23 protein-coding genes and 1 pseudogene are annotated in these 26371 nt (G+C 71.9%); 12 read left to right on the forward strand and 12 right to left on the reverse strand.

Annotated features, from left to right (window positions below):
• Window positions 1-54: 54 nt before the first annotated feature.
• A complete protein-coding gene (locus tag KKZ08_RS21945) occupies window positions 55-1632 on the forward strand; it encodes an alpha/beta hydrolase (RefSeq protein ID WP_223776082.1) in 1578 nt (525 codons plus the stop codon).
• 13 nt (window positions 1633-1645) lie between these two features.
• Here the strand turns inward: KKZ08_RS21945 and KKZ08_RS21950 are convergent, their stop codons facing one another.
• Window positions 1646-2545, reverse strand: coding sequence for a helix-turn-helix transcriptional regulator (locus KKZ08_RS21950; RefSeq protein WP_223776083.1), 900 nt, complete (start codon window positions 2543-2545; stop codon window positions 1646-1648).
• Window positions 2546-2779: 234 nt separating this feature from the next.
• Between KKZ08_RS21950 and KKZ08_RS21955 the strand changes: the two genes are divergently transcribed.
• Window positions 2780-4189, forward strand: coding sequence for an MFS transporter (locus KKZ08_RS21955; RefSeq protein WP_223776084.1), 1410 nt, complete (start codon window positions 2780-2782; stop codon window positions 4187-4189).
• Between the two features lie 16 nt (window positions 4190-4205).
• Here the strand turns inward: KKZ08_RS21955 and KKZ08_RS21960 are convergent, their stop codons facing one another.
• From KKZ08_RS21960 to KKZ08_RS21970, 3 genes are read right to left on the reverse strand one after another with little or no spacing between them, the layout of a single operon-like run.
• Entirely contained in the window at window positions 4206-5102 is an 897-nt protein-coding gene (locus KKZ08_RS21960; RefSeq protein WP_223776085.1) for an aminoglycoside phosphotransferase family protein, read from the reverse strand.
• The gene (locus tag KKZ08_RS21965; protein ID WP_223776086.1) at window positions 5099-5350 is read right to left on the reverse strand and encodes a DUF397 domain-containing protein; all 252 of its coding nucleotides are present in this window, start codon (window positions 5348-5350) and stop codon (window positions 5099-5101) included. Before KKZ08_RS21965 ends, KKZ08_RS21960 begins: the two co-directional genes overlap by 4 nt.
• Entirely contained in the window at window positions 5347-6216 is an 870-nt protein-coding gene (locus tag KKZ08_RS21970; protein ID WP_223776087.1) for a helix-turn-helix transcriptional regulator, read from the reverse strand. The genes KKZ08_RS21965 and KKZ08_RS21970 overlap by 4 nt, the downstream gene beginning before the upstream one ends.
• Window positions 6217-6344: 128 nt before the next feature.
• On the opposite strand from KKZ08_RS21970, the gene KKZ08_RS21975 reads away from it, so the two are divergent.
• Window positions 6345-6770, forward strand: a complete 426-nt coding sequence (locus KKZ08_RS21975; RefSeq protein ID WP_223776088.1) for an ATP-binding protein — start codon at window positions 6345-6347, stop codon at window positions 6768-6770.
• A gap of 1 nt (window position 6771) precedes the next feature.
• On the opposite strand, the gene KKZ08_RS21980 is transcribed toward KKZ08_RS21975, so the two are convergent.
• The 3 genes from KKZ08_RS21980 to KKZ08_RS21990 all read right to left on the reverse strand — a co-directional run bounded on the left by KKZ08_RS21980 (window position 6772) and on the right by KKZ08_RS21990 (window position 8871).
• The gene (locus tag KKZ08_RS21980; protein ID WP_223776089.1) at window positions 6772-7242 is read right to left on the reverse strand and encodes an MSMEG_6728 family protein; all 471 of its coding nucleotides are present in this window, start codon (window positions 7240-7242) and stop codon (window positions 6772-6774) included.
• Between the two features lie 202 nt (window positions 7243-7444).
• Window positions 7445-7588 carry a hypothetical protein gene (locus KKZ08_RS21985; RefSeq protein WP_223776090.1) on the reverse strand — a complete coding sequence of 48 codons (144 nt, stop codon included), beginning with the start codon at window positions 7586-7588 and terminating at the stop codon, window positions 7445-7447.
• A gap of 110 nt (window positions 7589-7698) precedes the next feature.
• Complete coding sequence (locus KKZ08_RS21990; RefSeq protein WP_223776091.1) at window positions 7699-8871, reverse strand: lipase family protein; 1173 nt, start codon at window positions 8869-8871, stop codon at window positions 7699-7701.
• A 212-nt stretch (window positions 8872-9083) separates the two neighbouring features.
• Between KKZ08_RS21990 and KKZ08_RS21995 the strand changes: the two genes are divergently transcribed.
• On the forward strand, window positions 9084-9917 hold the full coding sequence (locus tag KKZ08_RS21995) for a tetratricopeptide repeat protein (protein ID WP_223776092.1): 834 nt from the start codon (window positions 9084-9086) through the stop codon (window positions 9915-9917).
• On the opposite strand, the gene KKZ08_RS22000 is transcribed toward KKZ08_RS21995, so the two are convergent.
• Window positions 9803-10948 (reverse strand): AraC family transcriptional regulator, encoded by a 1146-nt coding sequence (locus tag KKZ08_RS22000; protein WP_223776093.1) that lies wholly within the window; start codon window positions 10946-10948, stop codon window positions 9803-9805. The two genes, KKZ08_RS21995 and KKZ08_RS22000, sit on opposite strands and share 115 nt — an antisense overlap.
• 99 nt (window positions 10949-11047) lie before the next feature.
• Here KKZ08_RS22000 and KKZ08_RS22005 point away from each other — a divergent pair, with 99 nt between their 5' ends.
• Window positions 11048-12838, forward strand: a complete 1791-nt coding sequence (locus KKZ08_RS22005) for a long-chain fatty acid--CoA ligase (RefSeq protein ID WP_223776094.1) — start codon at window positions 11048-11050, stop codon at window positions 12836-12838.
• Here the strand turns inward: KKZ08_RS22005 and KKZ08_RS22010 are convergent.
• Window positions 12835-13149: an AzlD domain-containing protein gene (locus KKZ08_RS22010; protein WP_223776095.1), complete on the reverse strand. Its 315-nt coding sequence runs from the start codon at window positions 13147-13149 to the stop codon at window positions 12835-12837. The genes KKZ08_RS22005 and KKZ08_RS22010 overlap by 4 nt on opposite strands.
• A pseudogene (locus tag KKZ08_RS22015) lies at window positions 13146-13921 on the reverse strand (AzlC family ABC transporter permease). The gene KKZ08_RS22010 and the pseudogene KKZ08_RS22015 overlap by 4 nt, the downstream one beginning before the upstream one ends.
• A 131-nt stretch (window positions 13922-14052) precedes the next feature.
• On the opposite strand from KKZ08_RS22015, the gene KKZ08_RS22020 reads away from it, so the two are divergent.
• On the forward strand, window positions 14053-14616 hold the full coding sequence (locus KKZ08_RS22020; protein ID WP_223776096.1) for an XRE family transcriptional regulator: 564 nt from the start codon (window positions 14053-14055) through the stop codon (window positions 14614-14616).
• 167 nt (window positions 14617-14783) lie between these two features.
• On the opposite strand, the gene KKZ08_RS22025 is transcribed toward KKZ08_RS22020, so the two are convergent.
• The gene (locus KKZ08_RS22025) at window positions 14784-14987 is read right to left on the reverse strand and encodes a cold-shock protein (protein WP_006138897.1); all 204 of its coding nucleotides are present in this window, start codon (window positions 14985-14987) and stop codon (window positions 14784-14786) included.
• Window positions 14988-15324: 337 nt separating this feature from the next.
• On the opposite strand from KKZ08_RS22025, the gene KKZ08_RS22030 reads away from it, so the two are divergent.
• Together KKZ08_RS22030 and KKZ08_RS22035 are read left to right on the forward strand one after the other, a co-directional pair.
• On the forward strand, window positions 15325-16179 hold the full coding sequence (locus tag KKZ08_RS22030; RefSeq protein WP_263303404.1) for a menaquinone biosynthesis protein: 855 nt from the start codon (window positions 15325-15327) through the stop codon (window positions 16177-16179).
• Between the two features lie 368 nt (window positions 16180-16547).
• Window positions 16548-18215 carry a serine/threonine-protein kinase gene (locus tag KKZ08_RS22035; protein WP_223776098.1) on the forward strand — a complete coding sequence of 556 codons (1668 nt, stop codon included), beginning with the start codon at window positions 16548-16550 and terminating at the stop codon, window positions 18213-18215.
• A gap of 367 nt (window positions 18216-18582) precedes the next feature.
• Here the strand turns inward: KKZ08_RS22035 and KKZ08_RS22040 are convergent, their stop codons facing one another.
• Window positions 18583-23349 carry an FtsK/SpoIIIE domain-containing protein gene (locus KKZ08_RS22040; RefSeq protein WP_223776099.1) on the reverse strand — a complete coding sequence of 1589 codons (4767 nt, stop codon included), beginning with the start codon at window positions 23347-23349 and terminating at the stop codon, window positions 18583-18585.
• 258 nt (window positions 23350-23607) lie between these two features.
• On the opposite strand from KKZ08_RS22040, the gene KKZ08_RS22045 reads away from it, so the two are divergent.
• From KKZ08_RS22045 to KKZ08_RS22060, 4 genes are all read left to right on the forward strand, one after another.
• Window positions 23608-23907, forward strand: coding sequence for a WXG100 family type VII secretion target (locus tag KKZ08_RS22045; RefSeq protein ID WP_125514376.1), 300 nt, complete (start codon window positions 23608-23610; stop codon window positions 23905-23907).
• A gap of 111 nt (window positions 23908-24018) precedes the next feature.
• Window positions 24019-24324, forward strand: coding sequence for a hypothetical protein (locus KKZ08_RS22050; RefSeq protein WP_223776100.1), 306 nt, complete (start codon window positions 24019-24021; stop codon window positions 24322-24324).
• Window positions 24324-25697, forward strand: a complete 1374-nt coding sequence (locus KKZ08_RS22055) for a hypothetical protein (protein ID WP_223776101.1) — start codon at window positions 24324-24326, stop codon at window positions 25695-25697. Before KKZ08_RS22050 ends, KKZ08_RS22055 begins: the two co-directional genes overlap by 1 nt.
• Entirely contained in the window at window positions 25697-26371 is a 675-nt protein-coding gene (locus KKZ08_RS22060; RefSeq protein WP_223776102.1) for a hypothetical protein, read from the forward strand. The genes KKZ08_RS22055 and KKZ08_RS22060 overlap by 1 nt, the downstream gene beginning before the upstream one ends.

Consider the following 26371-nt stretch of genomic DNA (forward strand, 5'->3'; position numbering starts at 1 on the left):
GCGTGTGTGACCTTAGGGTGGGCCGAGGGGGTGACCCCTGGGAGGTTGGTTGTCGTGCGGGGAACGTGCGCAGTCGCCGGTATAGCCGTGCTGGCCGTCGTGGGAGCGGGAGTGCCGGGCGTGATGTCGGGAGCCGCCGCCGACCGGAGCGGATCGCCCGACCTGTCGCGCTACTACACGCAGAAGATCAAATGGGCCGCCTGCGAGGGCGAGACCGAGGCCATGGCGGAAGCCACGGGGCATGCCAAGGACGTGCGGTGCGGGAAGGTGCGCGTACCGATCGACTATGCCGAGCCCGGTGGCGGCGACGTCGAGGTCGCCATGATCCGGATGAAGTCCAGCGGGAGTGGTGAGCCGCGGGGTTCTCTGCTGCTGAACTTCGGCGGGCCCGGCGGTCCCGGTGTCTCCGCGCTCGCCGGGTCGCAGAAGGAGTTCGGCTTCCTCAGCAAGGACTACGACATCGTCTCCTTCGACCCGCGCGGCGTGGGCCAGTCCGACCCCGTCAGCTGCGGTGACCTGGGCACCGGCCCCCTGGACAGTGGTCTGGGCGAGCAGTCCGACGACCCGGGCGCCGTCCTCGCCGAGCTGCGCAAGGCCGCCAAGGAGTGCGAGGACAAGTCCGGCCCCGTCCTGCCGCACATGGGGACCGTGAACGTCTCGCGTGACCTGGACGTCATGCGGCAGGCCCTCGGTGACAAGAAGCTGAACTACCTGGGCTTCTCGTACGGGACGCGCCTCGGGGCCGTCTACGCCGCCCAGTTCCCGAAGAAGGTCGGGCGGATGGTCCTCGACGGTGTGGACACGCTCACCGATCCGGTCGCCGAGCAGTCCCTCGCGACCGTCGAAGGGCGCCAGACGGCCCTCGACAACTTCCTCGACTGGTGTACGGGCAACGCCGGCTGCGTCTTCGGCGCCGACGCGCGGGCCGCGCGGGACGGCATGGTGAAGCTCATCCAGGACATGGACGCGATGCCGCTGCGGTCCATGGAGGGCGAGGAGTTCACCGGGCAGGACGTCGTCGGCGTCCTCAGCCAGGCCCTCTACAGCAGGCAGGCCTGGCCCGCGCTGTCACAGGCGCTCGGCGCGCTCCTCGCGGACGGGGACCCCCGGGCGCTGATACGGATGAGCGGCGGGCTCATGGGGGGCGTGGACACGGACGGGCCGCGGGTGGACGTGCCCATGGACAACATGTCCGCCGCCCTCATGGCCGTGAACTGCGCCGACGACCCTGACCGGCCCGACGCCGCCCGCATAGAGAAGGAAGTGGGCAAGCTCCGGACGGAGTTCGAGGAGGCGTCGCCCGTCTTCGGCAAGTCGATGCTGATGCCGGTGCTGCTGTGCTTCGGGCGTCCCGCGGGAACCGACTACATCCGTGAGCGCGTACGGGATGTGAAGACGCCGAAGCTGCTGCTCGTCGGCACGCGCGGCGACCCCGCGACGCCCTACCGCTGGACGGAGGAGACCGCGCGGCGGCTCGGCTCCCAGGCCGTCGTCCTGGACAACAAGGGTGACGGGCACACCGGTTACCTGGGGTCCGTCTGCGTGCACGACAAGGTGAACGGCTTCCTGCTGTACGGGGAGACGCCGAAGAGCGGCAGTTCGTGCCCGGTGGACCCGAAGGCCCAGGAGTGAGCGCGGGAGGGGCTCACTCGGTGGCGCCGCCGTCCGCCGGGACGAGCGCGTGCATGGCTCTCTCGTCCGGGGAGCCCGGCTTGGCCTGGTAGACCACCATGCGCTGGCCGCCCGTCCTCGCCAGCTTCATCACCTCGTACGTGAGGGTCATCGCGCCGACCCGCGAATGGGCGAAGGACTTGGTGCCGCCGCCGCGCTCGCGTACGTCGTAGCGCTCCCAGATGCGGGCGAACTCCGGTGACTTGAGGAGCAGTTCGCCGACGAGGTTCGTCAGGCGGGGCGAGTCCGGGTCCGTGCCGCCGACCGCCCGCAGGTGTGCCACCGACGTGGCGACCGTCTCCTCCCACGGCTGGTAGAGCGTGCGGCCCACGGGGTGCAGGAAGAGGTAGCGGGTGAGGTTGCGCTGCTCGGCGGGCCAGTCCCACAGGCCGGACAGCAGCGCCTTGGCGGGGGCGTTGGCGGCCAGCATGTAGCTGTGCCTGTCGGTGATGTACGCGGGCAGCGGGGCCAGCGCGTCCAGCATGCGCACGGCGGACTCGCGGACCGTGTCGTCGGCCGTGGGATGCGGTTCCGTCAGGCGGCCCGAGGCCAGCTCGGCCAGTTCGTGCAGGCGCTCGTGGGCGTCGCCCGTCAGCCGCAGGGCGCGGGCCAGGGCGTCGATGACGGCGGGGGAGGGGTTGGTCTCCCGGCCGCGCTCCAGGCGCGTGTAGTAGTCGACGCTCACCCCGGCGAGGGTCGCCAGCTCCTCGCGGCGCAGGCCGGGCGTGCGGCGCAGCCCGGTGCCCGTCGGGAGGCCCGCTTCGGCGGGGGTGACGCGGGCGCGGCGGGCGCGGAGGTATCTGCCCAGTTCGGTGCCGGTACCGGTGCCTGTGCCGGTGGCCACGGCCGTGGCGTGCGGTGTGCTGTCCGTCATCCGTCCATTGTCCTTGGCGGGCCGCGGCCGTGGGGGGCCGTGTCAGGGCCAGGAACACGGCGGTCTGCCGCGCGGGCCGCGCCGGGCGGAGAGTGGGTGGCGTCGCGGGCGGCACGGCCACCGGGGCCCAGGGGGCGCGTCGTCGCCGGGCCGCGGCCCCAGTGGCCGTCGGCCGCCCGCGCTCACGTCACGTCCCCGTACGCCCCGCAGAGGGCGCCCCACCGTAGGAGCACGATGTCCGTCACCCTCAAGCCCGGCGCGGGCCCGATACGTACGGAGACCGAACCCTCCGCCGCCCCTCCGCGTTCCGGGGCGCCCGCGGCGCTGCTCGCGTCCGTGCTCGGCTTCAGCGTCATCACCATCGACGTCACGGCCGTGAACATCGCGCTGCCCGACATCCGCGCCGACCTGCACGGCGGCATGGCGGGCCTCCAGTGGGTCGTCGACGCGTACACGCTCATGTTCGCCGCGCTGATGCTCTCCGCGGGGGCGCTCGCCGACCGGGCGGGGGCGCGGCGGGCGTACGCCTGGGGGGTGGGGCTCTTCACCGCGGCCTCGCTGGCCTGCGCCCTCGCGCCCGGCATCGGCTCGCTGATCGCCGCCCGCGTCGCGCAGGGCGGGGCCGCCGCCATCGTGATGCCCGCCTCGCTCGCCCTGATCCGCCAGGCGTACGACGATCCGCGCCGGCGCGCCCGTGCCATCGCGCTGTGGACGGTGGGCGGCTCGGCGGCGGTCGCGGTCGGACCGGTGCTCGGCGGCATCCTCACGGAGAGCGCCGGGTGGCGCGCGGTCTTCCTGCTGAACCTCCCGGTGGGTGCGGTGATCCTGGCGCTCCTGGCCCGTACTGCCAGCTCGCCCCGCCGCCCCGCGCCGCTCGACCTCGCGGGGCAGGTGAGTGCCGTACTGGCCCTCGCCGGGCTCGCGTTCGCCGTCATCGAGGGCGGTCACCTGGGGTGGGCGCATCCGTCCGTGCTCGCGGCGGCCGCCGTGGCCGTCGGCTCCGCGCTCGCCTTCCACGCCGCCGAGAAGCGGCACCGCGCGCCCATGGTCCCGCTGGGCCTGCTGCGGCAGCGGCAGGTCTCGATCGCCCTCGCGGTCGGCTTCGCCATCAACGCCGGGTTCTACGGCGTGACGTTCCTCCTCGGCCTCTACTACCAGCAGCTGCGCGGCATGTCGGGTGTCGAGGCGGGCCTGATGTTCGTGCCGATGGCCGCCTTCGTCACCGGTACGAACCTCGTCTCGCCCCGCCTTGCCGAGCGCGTCGGCCGCCGCCGGGTCGTCGTCATCGGGCAGGCGGTCCTGGCGCTCGCCATGTTCGCCCTGCTCCCGCTGACGGCGCACACCCCGCTGTGGCTGGTCCTCATGTTGCTGGTCCCGTCCGGCATCGGCGGCGCGCTCGCGGTCCCCGCGCTCACCGCGCAGCTCATCGACAGCGTCCCCGGCGAGCGCGCCGGCACGGCCTCCGGGCTCCTCAACTCCCTGCGCCAGACCGGCGGCGCGCTGTCCGTCGCCCTCTTCGGCGCCCTCCTCGCGGGCACGGGCGACGCGTTCTCCCTGCCGGGCATGCGCGTCGGGCTCCTGGTGGCGGGGCTCACCCTGTGCGCCACCACCGCCCTCGCGGCGTGGCTGCTGCCGAGGGACTGACCGGCCGCCGGGCCCGTCAGCCGTCCGCCACGACCCGGCTCAGCGCCGCCCGGCCCGCGTGGCCCCACGTGACCTTGCCGCCGGGCAGGCCGCGGTCGCCGGCGCGGCCGATGCCGATCAGGGCGAGGCTGTGCAGGATGGCCCGCCCCCGGGCACGGCGGACCATGGCGTCGTCGGCGTTCGCGTACGCCGTGAAGAAGCGGGGCGCCCGGCCGTTCGGGAGCAGCATCCACGCCGCCGCCAGGTCGACCGCCGGGTCGCCCGCGCAGAGTTCGCCGAAGTCCAGTACCCCGGAGAGGGCGTCGTCCGTGACCACGGCGTTGGCGGGGTGGAGGTCGCAGTGCAGCCACACGGGCGGCCCCTGCGGGCCCGGCGCCGCGACGGAGTCCTCCCACACGGCCCGTACGCCGGGCGGTACGTCGTCGGCGAACTCCCGCACCTGCCGCTCGAACGCCTCGGTGAGCGTGTCCAGCGGGGCGGTGCGGTACGGGTTCGACGGGGCGTCGGCGGGGGCGGGCTGGTGCAGCGCCCGCAGAAAGACGGCAAGGGTGTCGGCCGCGTGGTCACCGCGGGCGGGGCTGAGCGGTGTGCGGTCCGCCGGTTCGCCCCGGAGCCACTTCACGATGGTCCACGGCTGCGGGAAGAGGACGGACGGCTCCCCGAGGCGCAGGGGCGTCGGCACGGGCAGGGGCAGCTGGACGGCCAGCTCCGGCAGCCACCGGTGCTCTTTGCGGATGAGGGTGGGGGCACGTTCCGTACGGGGCAGCCGCAGCGCCAATTCACCTCCGAGCCGCCAGAGTTCGTTGTCCCAGCCTCTGATGGGCGGGTGGATGTCCAGGTCCGCGAGGTCGGGGTGCTGGTCCTTGAGGAGGGCGCGGATCAGCTCCGCGTCGGGGCCGTGGCTCGTGTTCACGTGGTGGCGTAGGTGAGGAAGTGGAGCCAGGGGGTGGGTGCGACGGTGAGGAGGGGGCCGCCGTCCTCGGGCTTGTGCTTGGAGTCGCGGACGTGGATGGCGTGGGGGGAGGGGGCTACCTCCACGCATTCACCGCCGGCGCCGCCGCTGTAGCTGGACTTCCGCCACGTGTAGGCGACTTCGAGGCAGTCGCCGCCCTCGCCGCTGCTGTAGCTCGACTTGAACCAGGTCGGTTCCGAGGTGCTCATCGCTCTCCCAGCATCTTCTCGATCAGGGCTACGGACTCTCGCGGGTTGAGAGCCATCCCGCGCATGCTCCCATAGCGGTCGGCGATGAGCCGGACCTCTTCCGGGTCGGTGATCAGTCGAGGGTGCCCCTGCGCCTCCGTATACGCCACCTGCTGGCGCCCCCTGGGTGTCAGCAGGTTGAACGCGCTGTCCAGGTTTGGATGTTCCTCGCTGTTGGTTGGCAGGACGTAGAGGTCCACGTTGCGCTTGCCGCCGACACGCACCAAGTGCTCCAACTGGCTTCGGTGAACGTCCTGGCCGCCGATCGGGCGCTGTAGTACGACCTCTTCCAGTACGTAGGTGAAAGACGGGGAGGGCCAGCGCTCGAAGATCTGCTGACGAGCTAGGCGGTCCATCACCCTCTTTTCGATGACCTCCTCGCTGAGGAGCGGCCGCCGGTAGGTGAACACGGCTCGGGCGTAATCTTCGGTCTGCAAAAGGCCGTGCACGGTCTGATTGCAGTAGTGATGCAGTTCGACTGCCTCGGCCTCCAGTTTCGCGTAACCCCGATACCAATCCGGGTGTCTCGTCCGCGACTTCTTCTGTGCCTCCCGTACGTCCTCCACCGCCGCGATCAGCACCCCGCCCGCCCCCAGCAACGGATCCGCCAGCTCCAAGAACTCCGGCTGCGGCGTACGGACGCCGCGCTCCATCGCCGAGATCAGATCCTCCCCGCAGTGCGCCGCAGACCCCAGCTCCTTCTGGCTCATCCCCGCGCGGACGCGCAGCACCTTGATCTGCTTGCCCACGGCCCTGAAGAGATGGGCCGTGCCGTCCTCCTCGGCGGGCCGCTCCGGGCGCCGCTCGTCCGGTTCCGAGTTCGCCATGTCACGTACCGCCTTCGCCCAAGGTCACGGCCGACAACCCGACAAGGCACCCGACGCATCCGTACGGTTACGTGGAGTCGCGCTGTCGCTCCTGGTCAGGTTAGAACCGACCCGCCACGCTCAGTGACATGAAACCGCAAATCTCCACCCCCACGGGAGAGTTGACCGCGTTCCGGCAGCTGCTCAGCGCCACCCCCCGAGGCGCCCGTCTCGCCCGGCGGCTGGCCGTGCACCAGCTGGACACCTGGGGGTTCCCGCACGGCAGCGACGTGTCCGACGCGGCCGCGCACATCGTGGCCGAGCTGGCGGCCAACGCCATCTCGCACGGCCACGTCGCCGGCCGGGACTTCGAGCTGCGGCTCACCCGGCGGGAGCCGAACACGCTCCGTATCGAGGTCGCCGACGCGCGGAGCGACCGGCTGCCCCGCTGCGAGCTCCCGGAGGGAGACGCCGAGTCGGGGCGGGGGCTGTGCCTCGTCGCGGCGCTGGCCGCCGCGTGGGGTGTCATCGAGCGCGAGGTCGGCAAGACCGTATGGGCCGAGCTGAAGGTCTGACCTACGAAGGCCCCCGGTCGGAGGCCGGCCAGAGGTAGGGCAGGTCGTCGGGGACGCCCGGGAAGAGGGCGGCGTAGAACTCCGGTGCCTTGCGTTTCAGCGCGGACTGGTGGCTCCGGTGGAAGGCGGGGTCCCCGAGCCAGGGAGGGAGGTCACCGGCGTCGGCGAGCTCGTCCTGGGTGCGTACGGCGGAGCCCGGACGGTGCCGGGTGAAGTCCGTGACGAGCGTGGCGGCACACGTATCGGCGCGGCCCTCCTGCACCCACACCGCGCACACGTCGAGGCCGTAGCGGACCAGGGCCTCCTCGTACCCGGTCCACATGCGCACCGCGGGGTGGTGGCGCCAGCCATAGCCCGGCACGGTCAGGCCGCGCAGCACCTGGAGGGCCTCGACCCGCTGCTTGCCCAGGCGCGCCCGGTCCAGGGCCGCGGCGGATCGCGTGAAGTCGGGGTAGGGGAGAAAGGTCTGCACGCTGAAGGCCTACCGCGCCGGGCCCGTCCCCATACGGGCGGTACGTGTGGACCGCCCGTATGGGGACCGTCCGGCTAGCCCGTGACCGTGAACGACGAGGGGGAAGCCCGTCCACTCGACGTTCGCCACCGCGCGCGTCGGCAGGAGCCGGTCACCGCCGACCATGCCCTCGACGGTCAGCGCCCAGGCGTCGGCGACGCGGTCACCGGGCGGCGCCCTCCGTCGGACGGTCGGGTGTGGCCGCCGGTTCCGCCGGCTGACCCAGCGGCGCCACGTCGGACGACTTCATCGCCAGGACGAACAGGGCCAGCATGATCAGGGACGCTGCGGTGGGTGCCAGGAGCACGATGAGAATTCCCCCCGGGTTCTCGAAGTCTCTGCGGGCGAACCTCAAGATCCTATGAGGGGCGGTGCGGAGCTGCCCACTCCTTTTCCCGGGGGGATCACCGGTGCGGTCTAGCAGTTGGACCGTGACGGCTTGCCCTCGAAGCGGTCCGCCAGCCACCGCGTCGCCAGTGGCGACTGCGTGATGACGCCGCTGACGTGCTCGCCGAGCGGGATGGTGTGCCACTCCACGTCCGCGCCCCGCGCGCACCAGTCCTCACGGACCTGCCGGCTCACGCCGTAGGGGATCAGCTCGTCGGCGAGCGCGTGGTAGAGGTACACCGGCGCGGCCGGTTTCGCCGTGCCGACCCGCGACTCCTTCAGCCGCTGCCGCCAGTCCGGCTCGTCGAGCGGATTCTTCGTGGTCATCGAGTCGATCGTCTTGAAGGAGCCGAGCACCGCGCCGTCCGCCACGCAGGTGTTCTTCAGGGCGCCGACGAGTGTCCTGCCGAGCGGGTTCAGGTAGGAATCGGGGCGCAGTTCGGGGAACGCCGCGTTCTGGCCGATCGCTGCCATGAAGATCAGGCCCGAGCCGTACGAACCGTCGTTGAAGTCCGCCACCTTCATCAGGTCGCCGGGTACGCCGCCGGTCGCCGTGCCCTTGACGTCGAGCTCGGGTGCGTACGAACCGTGCAGCTCGGCCGCCCACGAGGAGGCCTGGCCGCCCTGCGAGTAGCCCATGATCCCGACGGGTGTGTCCTCGCCGAGTCCCGCCTCGGGGAGGCGGATCGCGGCGCGGGCCGCGTCGAGCATGGCGTGACCGGCCGAGCGGCCGACCGTGTAGGTGTGGTCGCCGGGGGTGCCGAGGCCCTCGTAGTCGGTGACGGTCACCGCCCAGCCGCGCAGGGTGAGCTGCTGGATGAGGTTGGCTTCGAGGGCGGTCCCCTTCGGGAAGTTCGCGCTGGGCGCGCAGTGGTCGCCGACGCCGACCGTCCCCACGGCGTACGTGATCAGGGGGCGCGGGCCCGTCCTGCCGTCCTGGGGCACGACGACCGTGCCCGACACGGTGGTGGGCTCGCCCGTGGCCGTGGTCGAGCGGTAGTGGATCTTCCAGGCCCGGGTGTTCGTCGGCTGGCCCGGCAGGGGGTGGAAGGCGCTCGGCTCCGAGCGCACGATGTCGCCGGGGGTGGCCGGGCCGCTCTCCTTCGCGTGGGCGGTGCCGTGCGGGACGACGGCCGACAGGCCGAGGGCGACCACCGCGGCCGCCGCGACCCACGGTCCTTGGAGGCTGGTGCGTATGCGCATGCGGCTCTCCCAACTGTCCGCGAGGGGTGGGATGTGCGGCCTCGACCGTAGTGACACACGGGGGAGCGGAGGGCTGACCGGGACGCTCAGCTTCGTTGACCTCGGCTCGCAGGTATCCGGCGCACGGGCGCGGCGCTACTTTGACGAAGGGGGCGCCGCCGTGCCGCGCGCCGGGAACGGACCGACCATCCGACGCCGAACGGAGACCCACCATGCCGGAAGCGAACAGTCCACGGCGGCCCGCCCGGTTCGAGCAGGCACTTGAGTGCTTCCGCGAGGCGCGCGACCTGACCGACCCCGAGACCTCACCGGGGGTCTACGGCGTCATCCTGCACGACATCGCCGACACCTACCGCGACGCCCAGGATTTCAAGGAGGCCGCCGAGCACTTCCGGCAGGCCGTCTCGTACAAGGAGCGCGCCGACAACCCCGGCGACCTCGCCACCACGATGACCGCCCTCGCCAACACCCTGGCCTCGATGGGCGAGGCCGCCGAGGCGCGCGAGGTCCTGGAGCGGCTGGCCGGGCAGGTCCCGAAGATCGCGGACACCGGGCGGCGGGCCGCCGTGCTGCACAACATGGGCCTCAGCCACGAGGAGTTGGGCCGCCTCGGGCTCGAAGGGGCGTACGCCGACGCGGTGGCCGCCTATCAGGCCGTGCTGACCCTGATCGACGGCGAGAGCGACCCCGGCTGGTACGCGACCGTCCTCAAGGACATCGGCGACGCCTACGCGTCGCAGGAGATGCTGCCGCAGGCCCACGCCTCGTACACGGAAGCCGTGCGGTACACGCGGCGCATCGGGGAGACACCCGCCTCGCTGATCACCGTCCTGATCGCCCTCGGCCGCACCAGCAGGCGGCTCGGCAGGCTGGAGGGGGAGGCCGAGGGCGGGGCGGCGGTGAACGGGTCGGTGCGGGAACCGGGTGCGTCTCAGGCGGACGCGGGTGTCCCCGGCGCCGCCCCGCCGAGCGACGCCTCCCCCGCCGACACCGAACCCCTCGACGCCCCGCCCCTCGACACCCCGCCGTCCCGCGACGAGCCGTAGCGCGGCGGGGTCCCGCGAGGCTGTCGTTCCCTCTCCGTGCGGTACGCGCCCGGCGTCGTCCCCGTCCAGCGGCGGAACGCCCGGTGGAAGGCGGTGTCCTCGGAGAAGCCGAGCCGCGCCGCCAGTTCGGCGATCGGCTCGCCGCCCTCCGCGAGGCCCGCGATCGCCGCGTCCCGCCGCACCGCGTCCTTCAGCCGCTGGTACGACGTGGCCTCCTCGGCGAGGCGGCGGCGCAGCGTCGCCGGGCTCACCGCGAGCCGCGCCGCGGTCTCGCCGAGCGAGGGGAGGCGGGGCGAGGAGCGCAGGGACCGCGCGAGGGCGCGGCCCACCTGTTCGGCGACCGTCGTGCCGTACTCGCGGCGGCTGAGCAGCTCGAAGGGCGCGCGGCGCAGCATCTCGTCCAGCGCCGCCTCGTCCCTGACCAGCGGCGCGTCCAGCCAGTGCGCGGGGAACCCGGCACCGGTGCGCTCCGCCCCGAACCGCACGGGGCAGCCGAAGAGCATCTCGTACTCGTCCCGGTGCGGGGGCGGCGGATGCCGGAACTCGGCCCAGCGCAGCGGGATGCGGCGGCCGATGAGCCAGCTGCACAGGCGGTGCCAGATGATGAGCAGGCACTCGGCGAGGAAGTAGTCCTGTTCGAGGTCGCTGCGGACGCCGAACACGGCTTCGGCTTCTGCGTCGCGGCGTTCCAGGCTCAGGTCGGGGCCGCCGGGGAAGAGCCCGTAGAACGTGGCGCCGCGCCGCACCGCCGCCCCGAGGTCCGCGCAACCCAGCGAGGCGTGGCACATCATGGCGAAGGTGCCGGGCCTGCTGACGGCGGAGCCGAGGCCGAGGAACTCGTCCTGCGTGGCGCGGTACAGCTCCCGGAAGAGCCGCGCGAACTGCGGGGCCGTGACCCGCGCCCGGTCGTCGCCGAGGAGCAGCGGCGGGATCTGGGCCTCCCGCAGCAGCGGCACGGTGTCCAGGCCATGCCGCTGCGCGCCGCGCAGCACGGCCCGCACATGGTGCACGGTGATCGTCCGCCTGGCCATGTACACGACGGTAGCGCCCGCCGCGCTGAGCGCCCAGGCCGGTGCCCCTGACGTTTCGGGTCATCCCGTACGCGGGGCGCGGTGTCTAGCGTCGTACGCATGGAGCGGACTCGGAACCACCTGCACCATCCCGTGACGCCGACCGAACTGCCGGAGACCCTGGGCCTGTTGGCGGAGTGGGCGGCCGAACGGTACGGCACGCTGCCCGCCCTGCGGTACCGGCGCGACGGGGCGTGGACCACGCTCTCCTACACCGGTCTGCGGGACGCCGCGCGCCGCGTGGGCCGTGGCCTGATCGCGCTCGGCGTGCGCCCCGGCGACCGCGTGGCGATCCTCGCGGAGACCCGCCCGGAGTGGACGTGCGCCCACTTCGGCGCGTTCGCGGCAGGCGCGGTCGTCGTGCCGGTCTACCCGACGGCGGGCGACGACGAGGTCGCGTGGGTCCTGGACGACTCGGGCGCGGCGGTGGTGCTCTGCGAGGGCGAGGCGCAGACGGCGAAGGTCGAACGGCTGCGGGGACAGGGGCGGCTGCCCGGGGTGCGGCAGGTGGTGCCGCTGACGCAGCCGGGCGGGGGACCTGCCGCCTCGGACGAAGCCCTCCTGGAGAGCGCGCGAGGGCGGGCGGCGGCGGATCCGGCCACCATCATCTACACCTCCGGCACCACGGGCCTGCCCAAGGGCTGCCTGCTCACGCACGGGAACCTGCTCGCCGTGCAGCGCGCCACCGTGCCGGTCGTCGACGGCGGCCCCGGCGACTCCACGTACCTCTACCTGCCGCTCGCCCATCTCCTGGCCCAGCTCATCGAGTTCACGACGCTCCTCCAGGGCGGCGAGCTGACCTTCTTCGGCGGGCGCGTCGAGGACGTCGTGGCCGAACTCGCCGAGGCGCGGCCCACCCATCTGCCGTCCGTGCCCCGCCTCTTCGAGAAGGTGCGCTCGGTCGTGCTGTCCCTGGCCGAGGCGCACCAGGGCGGACGCGGACGCTTCGAGGAGGCCATTCGCATCGGGGTCCTGGCCGCCGAGGGCACGCTGCCGCCCGAGCTGCGGGACGCGTACGAGGAAGCCGACAAGGCTCTTTACAGCCTGGTCCGGCAGGCGCTCGGCGGCCGGGTCAGGCGGGCGCTGACCGGCGGCGCGCCCATCGCGCCGGACACCATCGACTTCCTGCGGGCCTGCGGCGTTCCCGTCTTCGAGGGGTACGGCATGACCGAGTCGGCCGGGGTCCTCACCCTCAACGTGCCGGGAGCCGTGCGGTACGGCACCGTCGGCCGGCCCGTGGACGGCGCCGAGATCCGGATCGCCGAGGACGGCGAGGTCCTCGCCCGGGGCCCCATGGTCTTCCCCGGCTACCACGGCGACCCCGATGCCACGCGCGCCGCCCTGGACGACGAGGGCTGGCTGCACACCGGAGACCTGGGGAAGCTGGACGAGGACGGCTACCTCACGATAACCGGCCGCAAGAAGGACCTCATCATCACCTCCGCGGGCAAGAACCTCACGCCGTCGCTCAGTGAACTCGCCGTCCAGAACTCGCGGTTCGTCTCCCGCGCCGTGATGGTCGGCGACCACCGCCCGCACCCCGTGGCGCTGATCACCCTGGACACGGAGGAGGTCACCGGCTGGGCCGCGCGCGAGGGCGTGACCCTGACCGAGCCGCTCTCCCGCGACCCCCGGGTCCGCGCCCTCGTCCAGGAGGCCGTGGACGCCGCCAACGCCACGGTCTCGCGCCCGGCCCGGCTGCGCGCGTTCGCCGTACTCGACGAGGACTTCACGGTGGAGGGCGGCCTGCTCACGCCGAGCCTGAAGGTGCGCAGACGGGCGGTCACCGAGCGGTACGCGGACGTGGTCGAGGGCCTGTACGCAGGCGCCGCCTCGTCGAGTCAGCCCTAGGCCACCCCCGCCAGCCGCAGCAGCCCCGTCGCCGCCGCCGCGCCCACCACGACCACCGCGAAGGGCGCCCGGCGCCAGGCGAGGACACCGCCGACCACGACACCGGCCGGCCGCGCCCAGCCCGCGAACTCCTGGCCCTGCGTGAGCGCCCCCGTGGCGAGCAGCGCGACGAGCAGCACCGTGGCCCCCACGGTCAGCAACTCCTGGACCCGGGCGGGCAGTTCGACGCGGCCGTGCAGTACGGGCCCGGCCAGCCGGAAGGCGTACGTCCCGGCGGCGAGGACGAGGACACAGGCGAGCGTGGCGTTCACGAGGCGCTCCCGGAAGTGGAGGTGCGGGGACGGCGCGGCCCGCGGCGCGCCGCGAGGAGGCCGAGCAGGGCCAGCAGCACCGGCACCCCGGCGGGCAGCAGCGGGGCCGCCGCCACGGCGATCACCGCGCCGCGGCCGAGGCGCGCCGGGCCGCGCTGTCGCCGCGCAGCGCGGGCAGTACCAGGGCGAGCAGCACCGCGGGGAACGCGGCGTCGAGTCCAAGGCGGTCCGTGTCGCCGAGCGCGGAACCGGCGAGTGCGCCCGCGAGGACGCTGAGGTTCCACGCCGCGAACAGGCCGATGCCGGATATCCAGAAAGCGGCCTTGCGCTGCCGGCGGCCGCTCTGGGCGAGGACGAAGGCGGCCGTCTCGTCGGTGATGAGGTGCGCGCCGATCAGCCGCGCCGTCCAGGAGCGGCCGAGGTCCTCGGCGAGGGCCAGGCTGAACGCCGCCGTACGGGAGTTGAGCAGCAGTCCGGTCGCCGCCGCGGCGACGGGGCCGCCGCCCGCGGTGAGCAGACCGACCGCGCTGAACTGGGCGGAGCCCGCGTACACGAGCAGCGACATCAGAACCGGCACCCACAGCGGGAGGCCGCCCCCGACGGCGATCGCGCCGAAGGAGACGCCGACGACGGCGTCGGCGAGCCAGACCAGGGCGATGTCGCGCAGGACGCCGGGCGGGAGGTCGGAGAGGCGGACGAGACCGGAGGCGGCGGCCTCGGAGTCATCGTCCGTTCGCTTTGGCGGTTGATCTGTTCGGTGTGGCGAACGCATGCGTCGTAGGATGGAGTGCGGGCTCCCCGTTCGTCAAGGCGAACGGTCGGTCCGCTGCACCGAACGGCGGGTCCCGGAAACGACCGGGGCTCGGGCATGCCGGAATCAGGAGAGAGACAGGAGCCGACGACGTGACGACCGAAGGGTCCCGCCTGCCGCGCGAGTGGGTCGCCGCGGCCCTGCGCCGCGAGCGCGCCAAGGCCGGGATCTCCCTCTCCGAACTGGCCAAACGCGCCGGTATCGCGAAGTCCACGCTCTCCCAGCTGGAGGCGGCCACCGGCAACCCCGGCATCGAGACGCTCTGGGCGCTGGCCGTGGCGCTCGGCGTGCCGTTCAGCGTGCTCGTGGAGTCGCCGGCCCCGGCGGTGACCGTGATCCGCGCGGGCGAGGGCCCGTCCATGCGGGCCGAGGGCGCGCCGTACGTGGGCACACTGCTCTCGGCGGGCCCGACCGGCGCGCGGCGCGACATCTACCACGGGGCGATGGAGCCGGGGGCGGCGCGCGAGTCCGAACCGCACATCCCCGGCTCGGTCGAACACATCGTCATCAGCACGGGCCGCCTCCTCGCGGGCCCGCGCGAGGAGACGGTGGAGCTGGCCGCCGGGGACTACATGTCGTACCGGGGGGACGTGCCGCATCTCTACCGGGCCCTGGAGCCCGGCACGACGTTCGTGCTGATCATGCAGCACGTCTGACCGGGGGCGCCTCCGTAGTGAGGCCCGGCGGGGCGTGCGGGGCGGGAAAAGGCAGGAGCCCCGCTTCCTCCGCTCGCGCGGAGGAGCAGGGCTCCTTGGGTACTGCATCCATGTCCGGATCAAGTCACCGGAGCGAATCACACGCCCCACTCACGTGGGGCGCCCGATCACATCGGGGTGACGTTCTCCGCCTGCGGACCCTTCGGGCCCTGCGTCACGTCGAAGCTGACGGCCTGGTTCTCCTCGAGGGAGCGGAAGCCGTTCGCGTTGATCGCGGAGTAGTGGACGAAGACGTCCGGGCCGCCGCCTTCCTGGGCGATGAAGCCAAAGCCCTTTTCAGCGTTGAACCACTTCACGGTTCCGGTAGCCATAAGCCCTCCTTGGGCCAAAGGGTTGCCCTGCTCCAGAACCAGCGATTGTTAAAACAACTGCATAAGTCTGAAAAAGACGAGAGCCTACGGGGTCACATGCTCCGCAGGCTCTGTACTGCAAGGGAAACCAAACTGCAACTTGCGGCGAGCTTAGCACGCAGGCAGGGGAATGCAATAGGGGGCAAAGATCACGTCACCCGGAGGTTTGAAGGGGCTCCCGAGGGGGTTGACAGGACGCGGGAGGGACCCGGCGCCTGCACCGTACCGCACGGGGGCTAGCCTCCCCGATGTGGACAATTCTCCCCTGGACGCCTTTGCGGGGGCAGGCGCCGAACAGCTGCCCGACTCCCGTCGCACTCCTCGGCCGCGCGTCGGCCACATCCAGTTCCTGAACTGCATGCCCTTGTACTGGGGGCTCGCACGGACCGGGACTCTCCTCGACTTCGAGCTGACGAAGGACACCCCCGAGAAGCTCAGCGAGCAGCTCGTGCGGGGCGAGCTCGACATCGCCCCCGTCACCCTCGTCGAGTTCCTCAGGAACGCGGACGACCTCGTCGCCTTCCCCGACCTCGCGGTCGGCTGCGACGGCCCCGTCATGTCCTGCGTGATCGTCTCGCAGGTGCCGCTGGACCAGCTTGACGGGGCGCGCGTCGCGCTCGGCTCGACCTCGCGCACGTCCGTACGGCTCGCGCAGCTGCTGCTCGCCGAGCGCTACGGCGTACGGCCCGACTACTACTCCTGCCCGCCCGACCTGGGCCTGATGATGCGGGAGGCGGACGCCGCCGTCCTCATCGGCGACGCCGCGCTGCGCGCGAACCTGATCGACGCGCCCCGGCTCGGGCTCGACGTGTACGACCTGGGCCAGATGTGGAAGGAGTGGACGGGCCTGCCGTTCGTCTTCGCCGTCTGGGCCGCCCGGCGCGACTACGCGGCGCGTGAGCCGGAGGTGGTGCGCCAGGTGCACCAGGCCTTCCTCTCCTCCCGCGACCTCTCCCTCAAGGAGGTCACGAAGGTCGCCGAGCAGGCCGCCCGCTGGGAGTCCTTCGACGCCGAGGTCCTGGAGCGGTACTTCACGACACTGGACTTCCGCTTCGGTGCCGCGCAGCTGGAGGGCGTCACCGAGTTCGCCCGCCGGGTCGGCCCGACGACGGGCTTCCCGGCGGACGTCGACGTACGGCTGTTGGAGGCCTGACCCGGTGGTCCGGTGGGGGGCGGTGACGAAATCGGGGGCGACCGCCCTTCGGCCATCGGCCGGTTTCGTTCACCGCGGGATATCGCCGCCGTCATGGGCGGCGCAGGCGTCGTAATAGTTCTTGATAGCGCTTGGCGTCCGGATAGTTCTCGGCGTCCGGATTGCGCACCGGTATCGCTGTGATGAACAGCGGGTGGTAATTGGTGGGGCGGCTGTTGCCGCCCGCTCCGCGGTTATCGGCGGGAATGCGTGCGGGGCCGCTGCCCGCGCCGGTCGCGCACTACGCTGATCCGCAGTGGTAAGGCGCGCGGGGTGTCCGGTGGATGCCCGGGGGATGTCCGGTGGCGCGCCGGGGGGAGGCCAACGACATGCGTCCGCTCGAAGCCGGCGAACCCACCGTAATCGGTCCCTACCGGCTGCTCGGCCGACTCGGTTCGGGCGGCATGGGCCGCGTCTATCTGGGCCGCAGCGAGGGCGGCCGCACCGTCGCGGTCAAGATCGTGCACCCGCACTTCGCGCTCGACGAGGAGTTCCGCGCCCGCTTCCGGAACGAGGTCGAGGCGGCCCGCCTGGTGGGCGGCGACTGGACGGCGCCCGTCCTGGACGCCGACCCGGACGCCGCCGTGCCGTGGGTCGCCACGGGGTACGCGGCCGGCCCCTCGCTCGCCGAGGCGGTCCGCGAGGGCGGCCCGCTGCCCGCCCACTCCGTACGCGTCCTCGGCGCGGGCCTCGCCGAGGCGCTGGCGCACGTGCACGGCCTCGGGCTCGTCCACCGGGACGTGAAGCCCTCGAACGTCCTGCTCACCCTCGACGGGCCACGCCTCATCGACTTCGGCATCGCCCGCGCCACGGACGGCACGGCCTCGCTCACCGCCACCGGCGTCTCCGTCGGCTCGCCCGGCTACATGGCACCCGAGCAGATCCTCGGCAAGGGCGTCACGGGCGCGGCGGACGTCTTCTCCCTGGGGGCCGTCCTGGTCTACGGGGCGACGGGGCAGTCACCCTTCCCCGGCGACTCGTCGGCCGCGCTGCTCTACAAGGTGGTCCACGAGGAGCCGGAGCTGGGCGCCCTCGACGGCGGCGTACGGGACCTCGCCGCCGCCTGCCTCGCCAAGGACCCGGCCGCGCGGCCCGCCCCCGGGGACCTGGCCCGCCGCCTCGACCCCGAGGGCGCCGCCCGGCTCGTGGCGGCCGGGTGGCTGCCGGGGCCCGTGGTGGAGCGGGTGAGCCGTGGCGCGGTACGGCTGCTGGACCTGGACACGGGGGCGGCCTCGCCGGACGCGGTGTCCGGGCCGGTGGCGTTCGACTCCGTGGCGGTGCGGGGAGGTTTCGACGCGCCGCCGGAAGGGGCGCCCGCACCGCCCCCGGACGGCGCGGAATTCGGGCCGCCCGACCCTTCGTACGGCGACGCCCACGCGCCCACCGCGCCTTCCGCGGCCCCCAGGCCCTCGCTCTCCGTCTCGGTGGCCGCGACGTCGGCGCCCGACGGGCCGAACGGGCGCGGACGCAAGGTAAGTTGCACGGTGGCCCTCGCCGTGGCCGGGGCGATGGCCGCCGTCACGGTGGGCTCGGCGTTCGTCTTCGGGACGCTGCCCCGCGACGACCACGCCTCGGACAACGCGGACGGAACGACCCGGCCCCCGGCGGCGACGGGCGCGCCCAGCCCCACCGGGCCGGCCACCGGCAAGGTCCCGCGGTCCTACCTCGGCACGTGGCGCGGCAAGGCCGCGGCGAGCGGCGGCACGATCCCCCTCGGCACCTTCGAGGTCACCCTGCGCCAGGCGAAGCCGGGCGGGCGGGTCGGCACGGTCGTACAGCACGACCTGATCGGCAACACCTGCGAGGACGTACTCACCCTGAAGTCGGCCACGGAGCAGGAACTGGTGGCGACGGGCAAGGGCGACCCGTCGAACGGCGGCCAGTGCGCGCAGACGCCCCACACGGTCCGCCTCCGCCCCGAAGGCAAGAACCTCACGTACACGTCGGACGATCCGGACGCGGGGGATCCGAGGGCGCGGCTGGCTCGGGTGGAGTGAGGAGGCGCTCGCGCCACTGGGCACGCACGTCGTACAGCCACCCGGCCACAGCCTTGAAGAAGATGCAGGCACAGGAAGGTCGCCGCCAGGCCGACGAGCGGTGCCCGCGCCTCGGCCGGACCGTCTCCATCGCGAGCGACACGAGCAGCAGCGCCGCGCCCGCGCCCGGCAGCGCGGCAACGGTCCAGAGCGCCGAACGCGGCTTGCGGCGGCGCCAGCCCGTGCGGAAGAGCGGAACGATCGCGAGTCCCCCGGCGATCGGCAGGAGGAAACCTGCCGATCGCCGCGAAGCCGTACCCTCCGCCGGGCCGCCGACCACCATGCAGGCGAAGCCCACGGAGCGCAGGGCCCCCATGAGCCCCGCCCCCTACAACGGTGTCGTCAGCGTGGCCAGTTCGCCATTGCCCAGGTGCAGCATGCCCTTGCCCGGTGCCACCGGACCGCCGACCACACTGCGCGAGATCCGCAGGCCGATGAGGTCACCGCTGGAGCTGTCCTGCGGGGAGAGCAGGATCCCGCGGCGGCCCTTCTTCGCCTCGACCTGCCAGCCCGAGAAGCCGCTGCACACGTCCTCCTCGTCACCGGCGAGGACCATCGCGAGGCCCTGGTCGGCGCCGCGCTGGATGATCCGCTTGAACTGGCTCGCCGCGTCGGCGTCCTCCAGCATCTCGGCGTCGTCGATGAGGACGACCACCGGGTCCTCCCGGGACGCGTCCGCCTCCTCGATCAGTTCCTCGAACTCGTCCTCGTCGATGTCGTCACCGGTGAAGACCTTCAGCACGCCCTCCGTGCCCTCCAGTTCACGCAGCGGCGACTGGCGCGGGGCGGCGACGATGAGGCGTACGCCCTGGGCGCGGAACGACCGCGCCATGTTCATCAGCACCGTGGAGCGGCCCGACTTGGCCGGGCCGGCGATGACGAAGGCGGGCACGCCCTCCGCGAGGTCCGGCCCGTACCCCATGACCTCGTCGCCGCCGATGCCGACCAGCGCCCACAGCTTGGAGCGCGAGGCCTCCGGGTCGCGCAGCTCCCACGCCTCCTCGAAGGAGATGCGGCTCGGCAGCGTGTCGACGCGGAACGGCCTGCGGTGGCGCGGCACATCGGCGTCGCGGGCCGCGGCCTGCTCACCGATCGCGGCGATGGCGGCGGCCTGCCCCTGACCGGTGACGTCGCCGGAGAGCAGCGCGAACTGCGTCTCCGTACCCGTCTCGTTCCTGAAGGCGCGGCCCGGCGGGATCTCCTCGGGGACCCTGCGGGCGGGGATGCCGAGCATCGAGAAGTCGGAGCGGTCCGCCAGGCGCAGGCCGTACTTGTCCTCGGTGAGGGAGGAGATGCGGCCCACCAGGATCTGCCGGTCGCCCGTCATCACCATGTGGATGCCGACGCTCGCGCCCTCCCGCATGATCGTCGTGATCTCGTCGGTGAGCGAACCGTGGTCGATCTCGCCGAGCGTGGGCAGCCAGCCCTCCCACCGGTCGAGCAGCACGACGAGGTGCGGCAGCCGCTCGTCCTCGGCGGCGTCGGCCCGCTGCTCGCCGATGTCCGCGTAGCCCTTGTCGGCCAACAGGTCCTGGCGCCGGGTCAGTTCGCCCTTGAGCCGGTTGATGAGCCGGACGACCCGCTCGGTCTGGTTGCGGCCGACGACGGCGCCGCAGTGCGGCAGTCGGGTCAGCGCGTTGAGCGCGCCGTTGCCGCAGTCGATGCCGTACAGGTGGACGTCGGCGCTGGAGTGCGTGCGCGCCAGGGAGCCCGCGATGGTACGGAGCACCTGGGAGCGGCCGGAGCGCGGGGCGCCGCCGATCATCAGGTGGCCGAAGGTCGCGAAGTCCACGACGACCGGGCGGCGCGCCTGGTCGGCGGGCAGATCCTCGATGCCGTACGCGGCGGGCGCGAGGGAGCCGGGCGCCGTGCGGGCCGCGGGAAGCGGGATCTCGTCGAGCAGCAGGGTCTCGCCGAGCGCGGGCAGCCACGGGCTGTGCTGGGCGGGGATGCCGAGGGTCCGGTTGGCCTCGATGATGGTGTCGACCAGGACCTTCAGGTCGGTGATCTCCTCATCCTCGCGGGCCTCGGCCTTCGGCTTCACCAGCGAGGCGCGGCCGAGCGCCGACCAGTCCAGGGCGTCGGCCCAGGGCGCGAGCGCCGTCGGGTCGGCGGCACCGGGCCGGCGGCCACCGACGCGTCCCGACTGGAAGGGCACGAGCGAGGCGTGCCCGAGCCGCACGTAGGCGCGGCCCGGGGTGCTCTTGCTGATGTGCCCGGCCTCGGGGGAGTCGATGACGTCACTGGACTCGCCGCCGTCGGTCACGCGCAGCGCGATGCGGAGGTTGGTGTTGGCGCGGATCTCGGGGGAGACGACGCCGGAGGGCCGCTGCGTGGCGAGGAGCAGGTGGATGCCGAGCGAACGGCCCCGCTGGGCGATGTTGACGAGGCCCGTCACGAAGTCGGGCAGGTCACGGACCATGGAGGCGAACTCGTCGATGACGATGAGGAGCCGGGGCACGGGCGGGTGCGACGGATCGCGCCGCACCAGGTCCTGGTAGTCCTCGATGTCCTTCGCGTCGGCGTCGGCGAGGATGTGCTCGCGCCGCTTCAGCTCGGCGCCCAGCGATTCGAGGGCGCGCTCGACGAGGTGCGCGTCGAGGTCGGTGACCATGCCGACGGTGTGCGGCAGCTTCACACAGTCCTTGAACGCGGACCCACCCTTGTAGTCGACGAGGACGAACGTCATGTTCTCGGGCGTATTGGCCACGGCGAGGGCCGCCACGATCGTCTGGAGCAGCTCCGACTTACCGGAACCGGTCGTACCGGCGATCAGGCCGTGCGGGCCGTCCTTGCGCATGTCGATGCCGAACGGACCGTCGTACGACTCACCGATGACCGCCATCGTCGACTGGCCGCCCGCCTGCCAGCGTGCCGTGATCGCGCCGGGCGTCGGCGGCTCCAGCTGGAGTACGTCGAGGAGCCGGCTGGACGCGGGCAGGGCGGAGTCCTCCGTCTCCCCGCTGATGTCGCGCAGCGGCGAGACGGCCCGCGCCAGACGCAGGCACCAGGACGGCGACACGAAGTCCGGGCGTACGTCCTTCAGGCGCTCGGCGCCCGCCATCTCGACGCGCAGCCGCAGCTCGCGCGGTGCGTCGGCCCGGCCGGGGGCGGGTGCGGTGCTGTGCCACGCCTGGAAGGACGGGAAGCCGCCACCGACGGGCGGCCGGGGCACGCCGCCCTGCTGCGCCTGCGGCGGGGCGGCGAGGGCACGTCCCGCCGCGGCCGGGACACCGGCGAGTTCTCGCGGCTTCGGCTCGGCGACGACGAAGGCCAGGCACTCACCCGGCAGAAACCGTTCCTCGGTGTCGAGGCAGAGCGCGTACATGCCCACGGAAGGGCCCTCGCGCAGCAGCCGCACCACACCGGGCAGGGAACGCAGCCGCCGCGCCCCGTCCCACACCACCACGATGTCGGGGTCGGCGAAGTTCGCACCCTGGCCCCTGTTCTCCTCCAGGGCCTTCAGCCGCGCGTCGAGGATCTGCGTCAGCTCACCGATGCGGGCGCCCACGGTCTCGGCGTCCGTGCCGATGAGTACGTTGACGTCCTGCCCGCCCGACGGCCGCGCGTGCGGCAGCCAGCGCACCCAGTCCCAGCTCTCCCTGGCGGAGTTCTCGGTCAGGACGTAGAACTGCACGTCCATCGGGCTGTGCAGCGTCGCGGCCTGGGCCACCGCCCAGCGGCCGAGCGCGGTCGCGGAGTCGTCGGGTCCGGCGATGCCGATGACGCCGAGGCCCTTCAGCGGCAGCGCGACGGGCGCGTCCTCGATGTGCCACGTCACCTGGCGCCGGTGGTCGTCCTTCTCCGGGTCGTCGAGGACGACCTCGGAGGGCAGTCGGCCGGTGCCGAAGCGCAGGAGCAGATGGTCGGCGTCGGTCCGCCGCCGCTCCCACAGGCGGGTGCGGGGCCCGGTGCCGAGCGCGAGGACGGCCGCGGGGTCGGGGATGGCCTGACGCCGGTCCATCCGCTCGGCGACCAGCGCGTCCCGCGCGTCCTTCTCGATCCGCGCCTTGGTCTCCTTGTACTCCTTGACCTGCTTCGCATGGGACTTGCGCCCGTGCTTCTTGTCCATGAAGTAGTTGCCGAAGAGCATGATCGGGCTGAGCCCCGCCATGATCAGGTAGTACCAGCGGTCGAAGATCATCGCGGCGACGACGGCACCGACCAGCGGGAACAGCGCCATCAGCCAGGGCAGCGGGCGCGCCTCGAACTCCCTTGGCGGGGACGGCAGCCGGAAGGTCGTCTGCCGCTCGGGCGGCCGCAGCCGCGGGGGCCGGTTGTAGTCGAGGCCGGCGCCGTCCTCGGACCACTTCAGGGCGGCGTTCGGAGGGGAGTAGCGCGTGAGTTCGAGGAGGGTGTTGCCGAGGGCTATCTGGGCGCCGAGGGGCCACGGCACCGTATCGAGCCGCCCCTTCGCCCGGGCCTTCGCCCGCGCCTCCTTGCGCTCCTTCCACTCCTTGCGCTCTTGCTTCTCCCGCTTCTCCCGCGCCTTCCGGTCCTTCTTGGACTCCCCCTCGGGTGGGGTCGCCCCGGCCGGTTCGGGCTCTTCCTTCTCCACGCCGAACGGCTCGCCGTCGAGGGTTACGCCCTCCTTGTCCTTCTCCTCCCCGTGCAGCGTGACTTGGCAGGTGCCATCAGTTGCAACTGACAACGTCAGGGCGCGGGCGGGCATCTCCGGATCGTCGATACGGACGTACGAGGCGGGCCCGCTGCCGATGTCGTAGCGCCCGATCCCGAGCCGGTGCACGGACCCCGCGGAGGGCCCACCGGCGACGCGCAGCTCGACCAGACCGGAGGGCTCGCCCGGCAGGCAGCCCGCCGGGTCGTCGAGACTGACGACGGCGCCCTCGCGCAGCGGCGAGGTGACGACGGTGGCCGTCGGATCGACCGCGTACCCGTCCACGTAGATCATCGGGGCACCGCCGGCGGGCGTCTGCTGACCGTGTCCGATGGGGATGACCTGCGCACCGCTGTGGCCGACCTGCCGGGCCAGTTCCACCGCGATGTCCCGCACGGTGGACTCGGGATCGGCGTCGAGGACCACGTCGGCGGAGCCTCCGCCGAACGGATCGACGACGGTCAGAGTCAGGCGCACGACGGTCCTCCCCGGAGCTGAACAATGGCTGTGACGATAGCCGCTCCACCCTTCCCACAGGCAACGCCCTGTGCACCGGCTCATACCGGAACCGGGCGCGCCGTCATAGCAGACCTGTGACTCAACCGGGCTGCGTTCCCGTTCGCCTCACCCGTAAGCTGCTGGCGCAAGAGCGGACGATCACATCATCCGTCTCGCATCCGTCTTACGGGAGCCACGGGGGTTGGCCCTGCGGCGAGTTGATTGGGAGAGAGCCTCATGGCCAAGGACCTTGATGTCACATATCAGGACATGCGTGATGCGGCCAAGCACGTGGTCAAGGAGAAGGACAAGCTCAACGAGAAGCTGGACGGCCTGAAGAAGTACATCAAGAACCTCGTCGAGACGGGCTTCGTCACCAAGAGCGCCTCGAAGGCGTTCGACGAGAACTTCGACGAGTTCGTCGAGGGCGCGAAGAAGACCCTCGAGGGCCTGGACGGCATGGGCGACTACCTGACCAATGCCGCGGACAAGTACGAGCAGATCGATGACGAGCTGGGACGGGCCGCGAAGAAGTAACGGCTGACATGAGTGCTTCCGAGGCGGGGGGACGGGGCGTGCCGGCCGTCCCCCCGTTCTCGTTGCTCCTGGTGGTGCAGGGCGGCACGACGTGACAGAGGGGAACGCCCGATGGGCGAGTACACGAGGATCGACGACCTGAACGTCATCCGTGAGATGGGCCTCGGCCTTGGACGGATCAAGGACGCCTTCGACGGCCTCGGGAAACTGAAGGGCCAGTACGAGGACGACTTCGGTGAGCACGACCTCTCCTGGCAGTTCGGGGACTTCGTCGAGAACTGGGAGAGCCACCGCGAGGAGCTCGGCGAGGAGATCAAGAGTCTGGCCGAGATCGCGAAGGCCGCCGCGAAGACGTACGAGAAAATCGACAGCGAACTGGCCAGGGTCCTTCGCGAAGCCGACAAGAAGAAGTCCTGATGGCCGGCGCGCGCCCCAAGGACTGGCAGCCGCTGGCAGATCAGGACCCGGTCCCCGGCGACCCCGACCGCCTGGAACAGTTGGGCCGCAAGCTCCGCAAGACGGCCGACGAATTGGAACGGCAGGTACGTCACCTCAAGGCGGCGTCCGAGGTGGAGTCCTGGGACAGTGACGCGGGCAAAGAGTTCCGTGAGAAGGCCAAGAAGTGCCGCGGCCGGCTGGAAGCCGCGCACAAGCGCTACAAAACGGTGGCCGACGCGGTCGGTGACCGGATCGTGGATCACGGAACCGACTACGAGTCGAATGCCGCTGCCCGGCCCAGCAGTTATGCCACGGAACTCCTCCGGGCCCAGCGGATCGCCGAGGTCGCACGGCGGGAGGCCCAGGAGGCAGAGGCCGACAAGAGCGCCGCCGAGAAGGGGCTGGACGGCCTGTCCGCAAAGCCCGGGAAGGGCGACGGTGCCAAGGGGGACGAAAAGGGCCGGAAGGAAAGGCTGGAGGACCGGGCGGAGGCCGCCGGGAAGTCCTTGGAGGCGGCCCGGGAGAAGCTACGGAAAGCGCAGAGTGTCCGCGATGAGGCCGCGCGCAAGGCGCGTGAGGCCATCGACGAGGTGATCTCCGACGACGCTCTCAAGGATGGCTTCTGGGACGGCTTCGCTGATTTCGTGGAGTGGCTTGCGGGATGGACGGAATCCATCGCCAAGTACGTCGGAATCGCAGCGTTGGCTGTCGGCTGGATCCCCATCATCGGCCAGGGACTGGCCGGACTCCTGGGTGCCATCTCGATGGCGGCCACACTGATCAACATTGCGTGCACGGCGATCCAGGTCGGCATGGGCGACGCATCGTGGACGGACCTCGCCACGGCTGCGGTCGGGTTGCTGATGATGGGGGCCGGAAAGGCGATGTCCAAGGTCAGTGGGCGGTATGCCAAGGGGTTGCTGCAGCGTATGCAGCTCGCCAGGAGCGGTAAAGGTACTCCCCGCCAGCTCAAGCGCAACCGGCATAAGTTCAACCGTGATGCGGGAGTCGTCAAGGGCCTTCAGAAAGGCGACATCTCGAAGTCCATTCGCGAGCCTGTCACGGAGATCTTCAAGGGTTCCACTTGGACGGATGCTTTCAAGGGCGGATACCGTGAGATGGCGCAGGTTCTGAAAGACCGCGGGAACGGCAGCCGCCTCAAGGGAATCGGCAAGTCGATGACCTTGGCGGACCCATCCGCGGCATCAGCTCTCAACGAAGCGAAACACTTGGGCAAGAGCCTGGGAGATGAGGGGTTCGCGGTCAACAAGCTGTCGCGCAGGACGATGCAACTGAGCGTAGCCGGAAGTGGTGTCACGGCCGGTGGTCTACTTATTGACGAGGTGTCGTGATGGAGCAGGAACAACAAGGGCCGGCGGCCGGGCCCGAGGAAGACTTCCTCGTAGATTTTGACTTCGACAATGGCTGGCTCGGGCTGACGCTGCACGACGGCACTCGCGCAGAGGCCCGGCAAATGGCCGCGAACCTTGTGGAGCAGTTCGATCCGCTGCGACTCGGCGTCAGCAAGGCAGCACTCCAGCAGGAACTGGAGGAGCATGCCCTGACGGCATACGAGTCGGGCCCACTCCTGACCACCGTCGCCTACACGGAGGGCGGTGTGTTCCTGGCGGACTTGTCCGTCCTCGCCTACGGAGAGGACGGAGTCACACGGCCGTCGCCCGAGGAGTACCAGGGGATGTTGCTGAAGTGGTCCTACGCCGAGGTGAAGGGCGAACCAGAGGTCAGCAACGTCGAGTTGCCCATCGGCCCAGCCGTCCGCGTACAGGCGGTACTGGCCGAGAAGCGGCGCTTTGGGTGGGGCAAGAAGCTCAGTGAGTGCCTTCGCTACTGGGTCTGGCCGCCCGGCCATGAGGAGATTCTGCTGGTCGAGGCAAGGTGGCTCAACTTTGAACGCACGGACGAGCTGACAGACCTTGTGGATCGCCTCGTGCCGACCATGCGTCTGTTGCCTGTTCCCGCGGAGCCGATGTCAGAGAATGCCCCCGAATCCCCCGGCGAGCGCTGA

It is taken from the genome of Streptomyces sp. 135, from assembly GCF_020026305.1.
GTDB lineage: Bacteria > Actinomycetota > Actinomycetes > Streptomycetales > Streptomycetaceae > Streptomyces.

What these genes read in the sequence shown, in the direction of transcription:
- KKZ08_RS21950 (WP_223776083.1), bottom strand. Translation starts at nt 2,545, where the DNA reads ATGACGGACAGCACACCGCACGCCACGGCCGTGGCCACCGGCACAGGC.
- KKZ08_RS21955 (WP_223776084.1), top strand. Translation starts at nt 2,780, where the DNA reads ATGTCCGTCACCCTCAAGCCCGGCGCGGGCCCGATACGTACGGAGACC.
- KKZ08_RS21965 (WP_223776086.1), bottom strand. Translation starts at nt 5,350, where the DNA reads ATGAGCACCTCGGAACCGACCTGGTTCAAGTCGAGCTACAGCAGCGGC.
- KKZ08_RS21970 (WP_223776087.1), bottom strand. Translation starts at nt 6,216, where the DNA reads ATGGCGAACTCGGAACCGGACGAGCGGCGCCCGGAGCGGCCCGCCGAG.
- KKZ08_RS21975 (WP_223776088.1), top strand. Translation starts at nt 6,345, where the DNA reads ATGAAACCGCAAATCTCCACCCCCACGGGAGAGTTGACCGCGTTCCGG.
- KKZ08_RS21990 (WP_223776091.1), bottom strand. Translation starts at nt 8,871, where the DNA reads ATGCGCATACGCACCAGCCTCCAAGGACCGTGGGTCGCGGCGGCCGCG.
- KKZ08_RS21995 (WP_223776092.1), top strand. Translation starts at nt 9,084, where the DNA reads ATGCCGGAAGCGAACAGTCCACGGCGGCCCGCCCGGTTCGAGCAGGCA.
- KKZ08_RS22000 (WP_223776093.1), bottom strand. Translation starts at nt 10,948, where the DNA reads ATGGCCAGGCGGACGATCACCGTGCACCATGTGCGGGCCGTGCTGCGC.
- KKZ08_RS22005 (WP_223776094.1), top strand. Translation starts at nt 11,048, where the DNA reads ATGGAGCGGACTCGGAACCACCTGCACCATCCCGTGACGCCGACCGAA.
- KKZ08_RS22025 (WP_006138897.1), bottom strand. Translation starts at nt 14,987, where the DNA reads ATGGCTACCGGAACCGTGAAGTGGTTCAACGCTGAAAAGGGCTTTGGC.
- KKZ08_RS22035 (WP_223776098.1), top strand. Translation starts at nt 16,548, where the DNA reads ATGCGTCCGCTCGAAGCCGGCGAACCCACCGTAATCGGTCCCTACCGG.
- KKZ08_RS22045 (WP_125514376.1), top strand. Translation starts at nt 23,608, where the DNA reads ATGGCCAAGGACCTTGATGTCACATATCAGGACATGCGTGATGCGGCC.
- KKZ08_RS22050 (WP_223776100.1), top strand. Translation starts at nt 24,019, where the DNA reads ATGGGCGAGTACACGAGGATCGACGACCTGAACGTCATCCGTGAGATG.
- KKZ08_RS22055 (WP_223776101.1), top strand. Translation starts at nt 24,324, where the DNA reads ATGGCCGGCGCGCGCCCCAAGGACTGGCAGCCGCTGGCAGATCAGGAC.
- KKZ08_RS22060 (WP_223776102.1), top strand. Translation starts at nt 25,697, where the DNA reads ATGGAGCAGGAACAACAAGGGCCGGCGGCCGGGCCCGAGGAAGACTTC.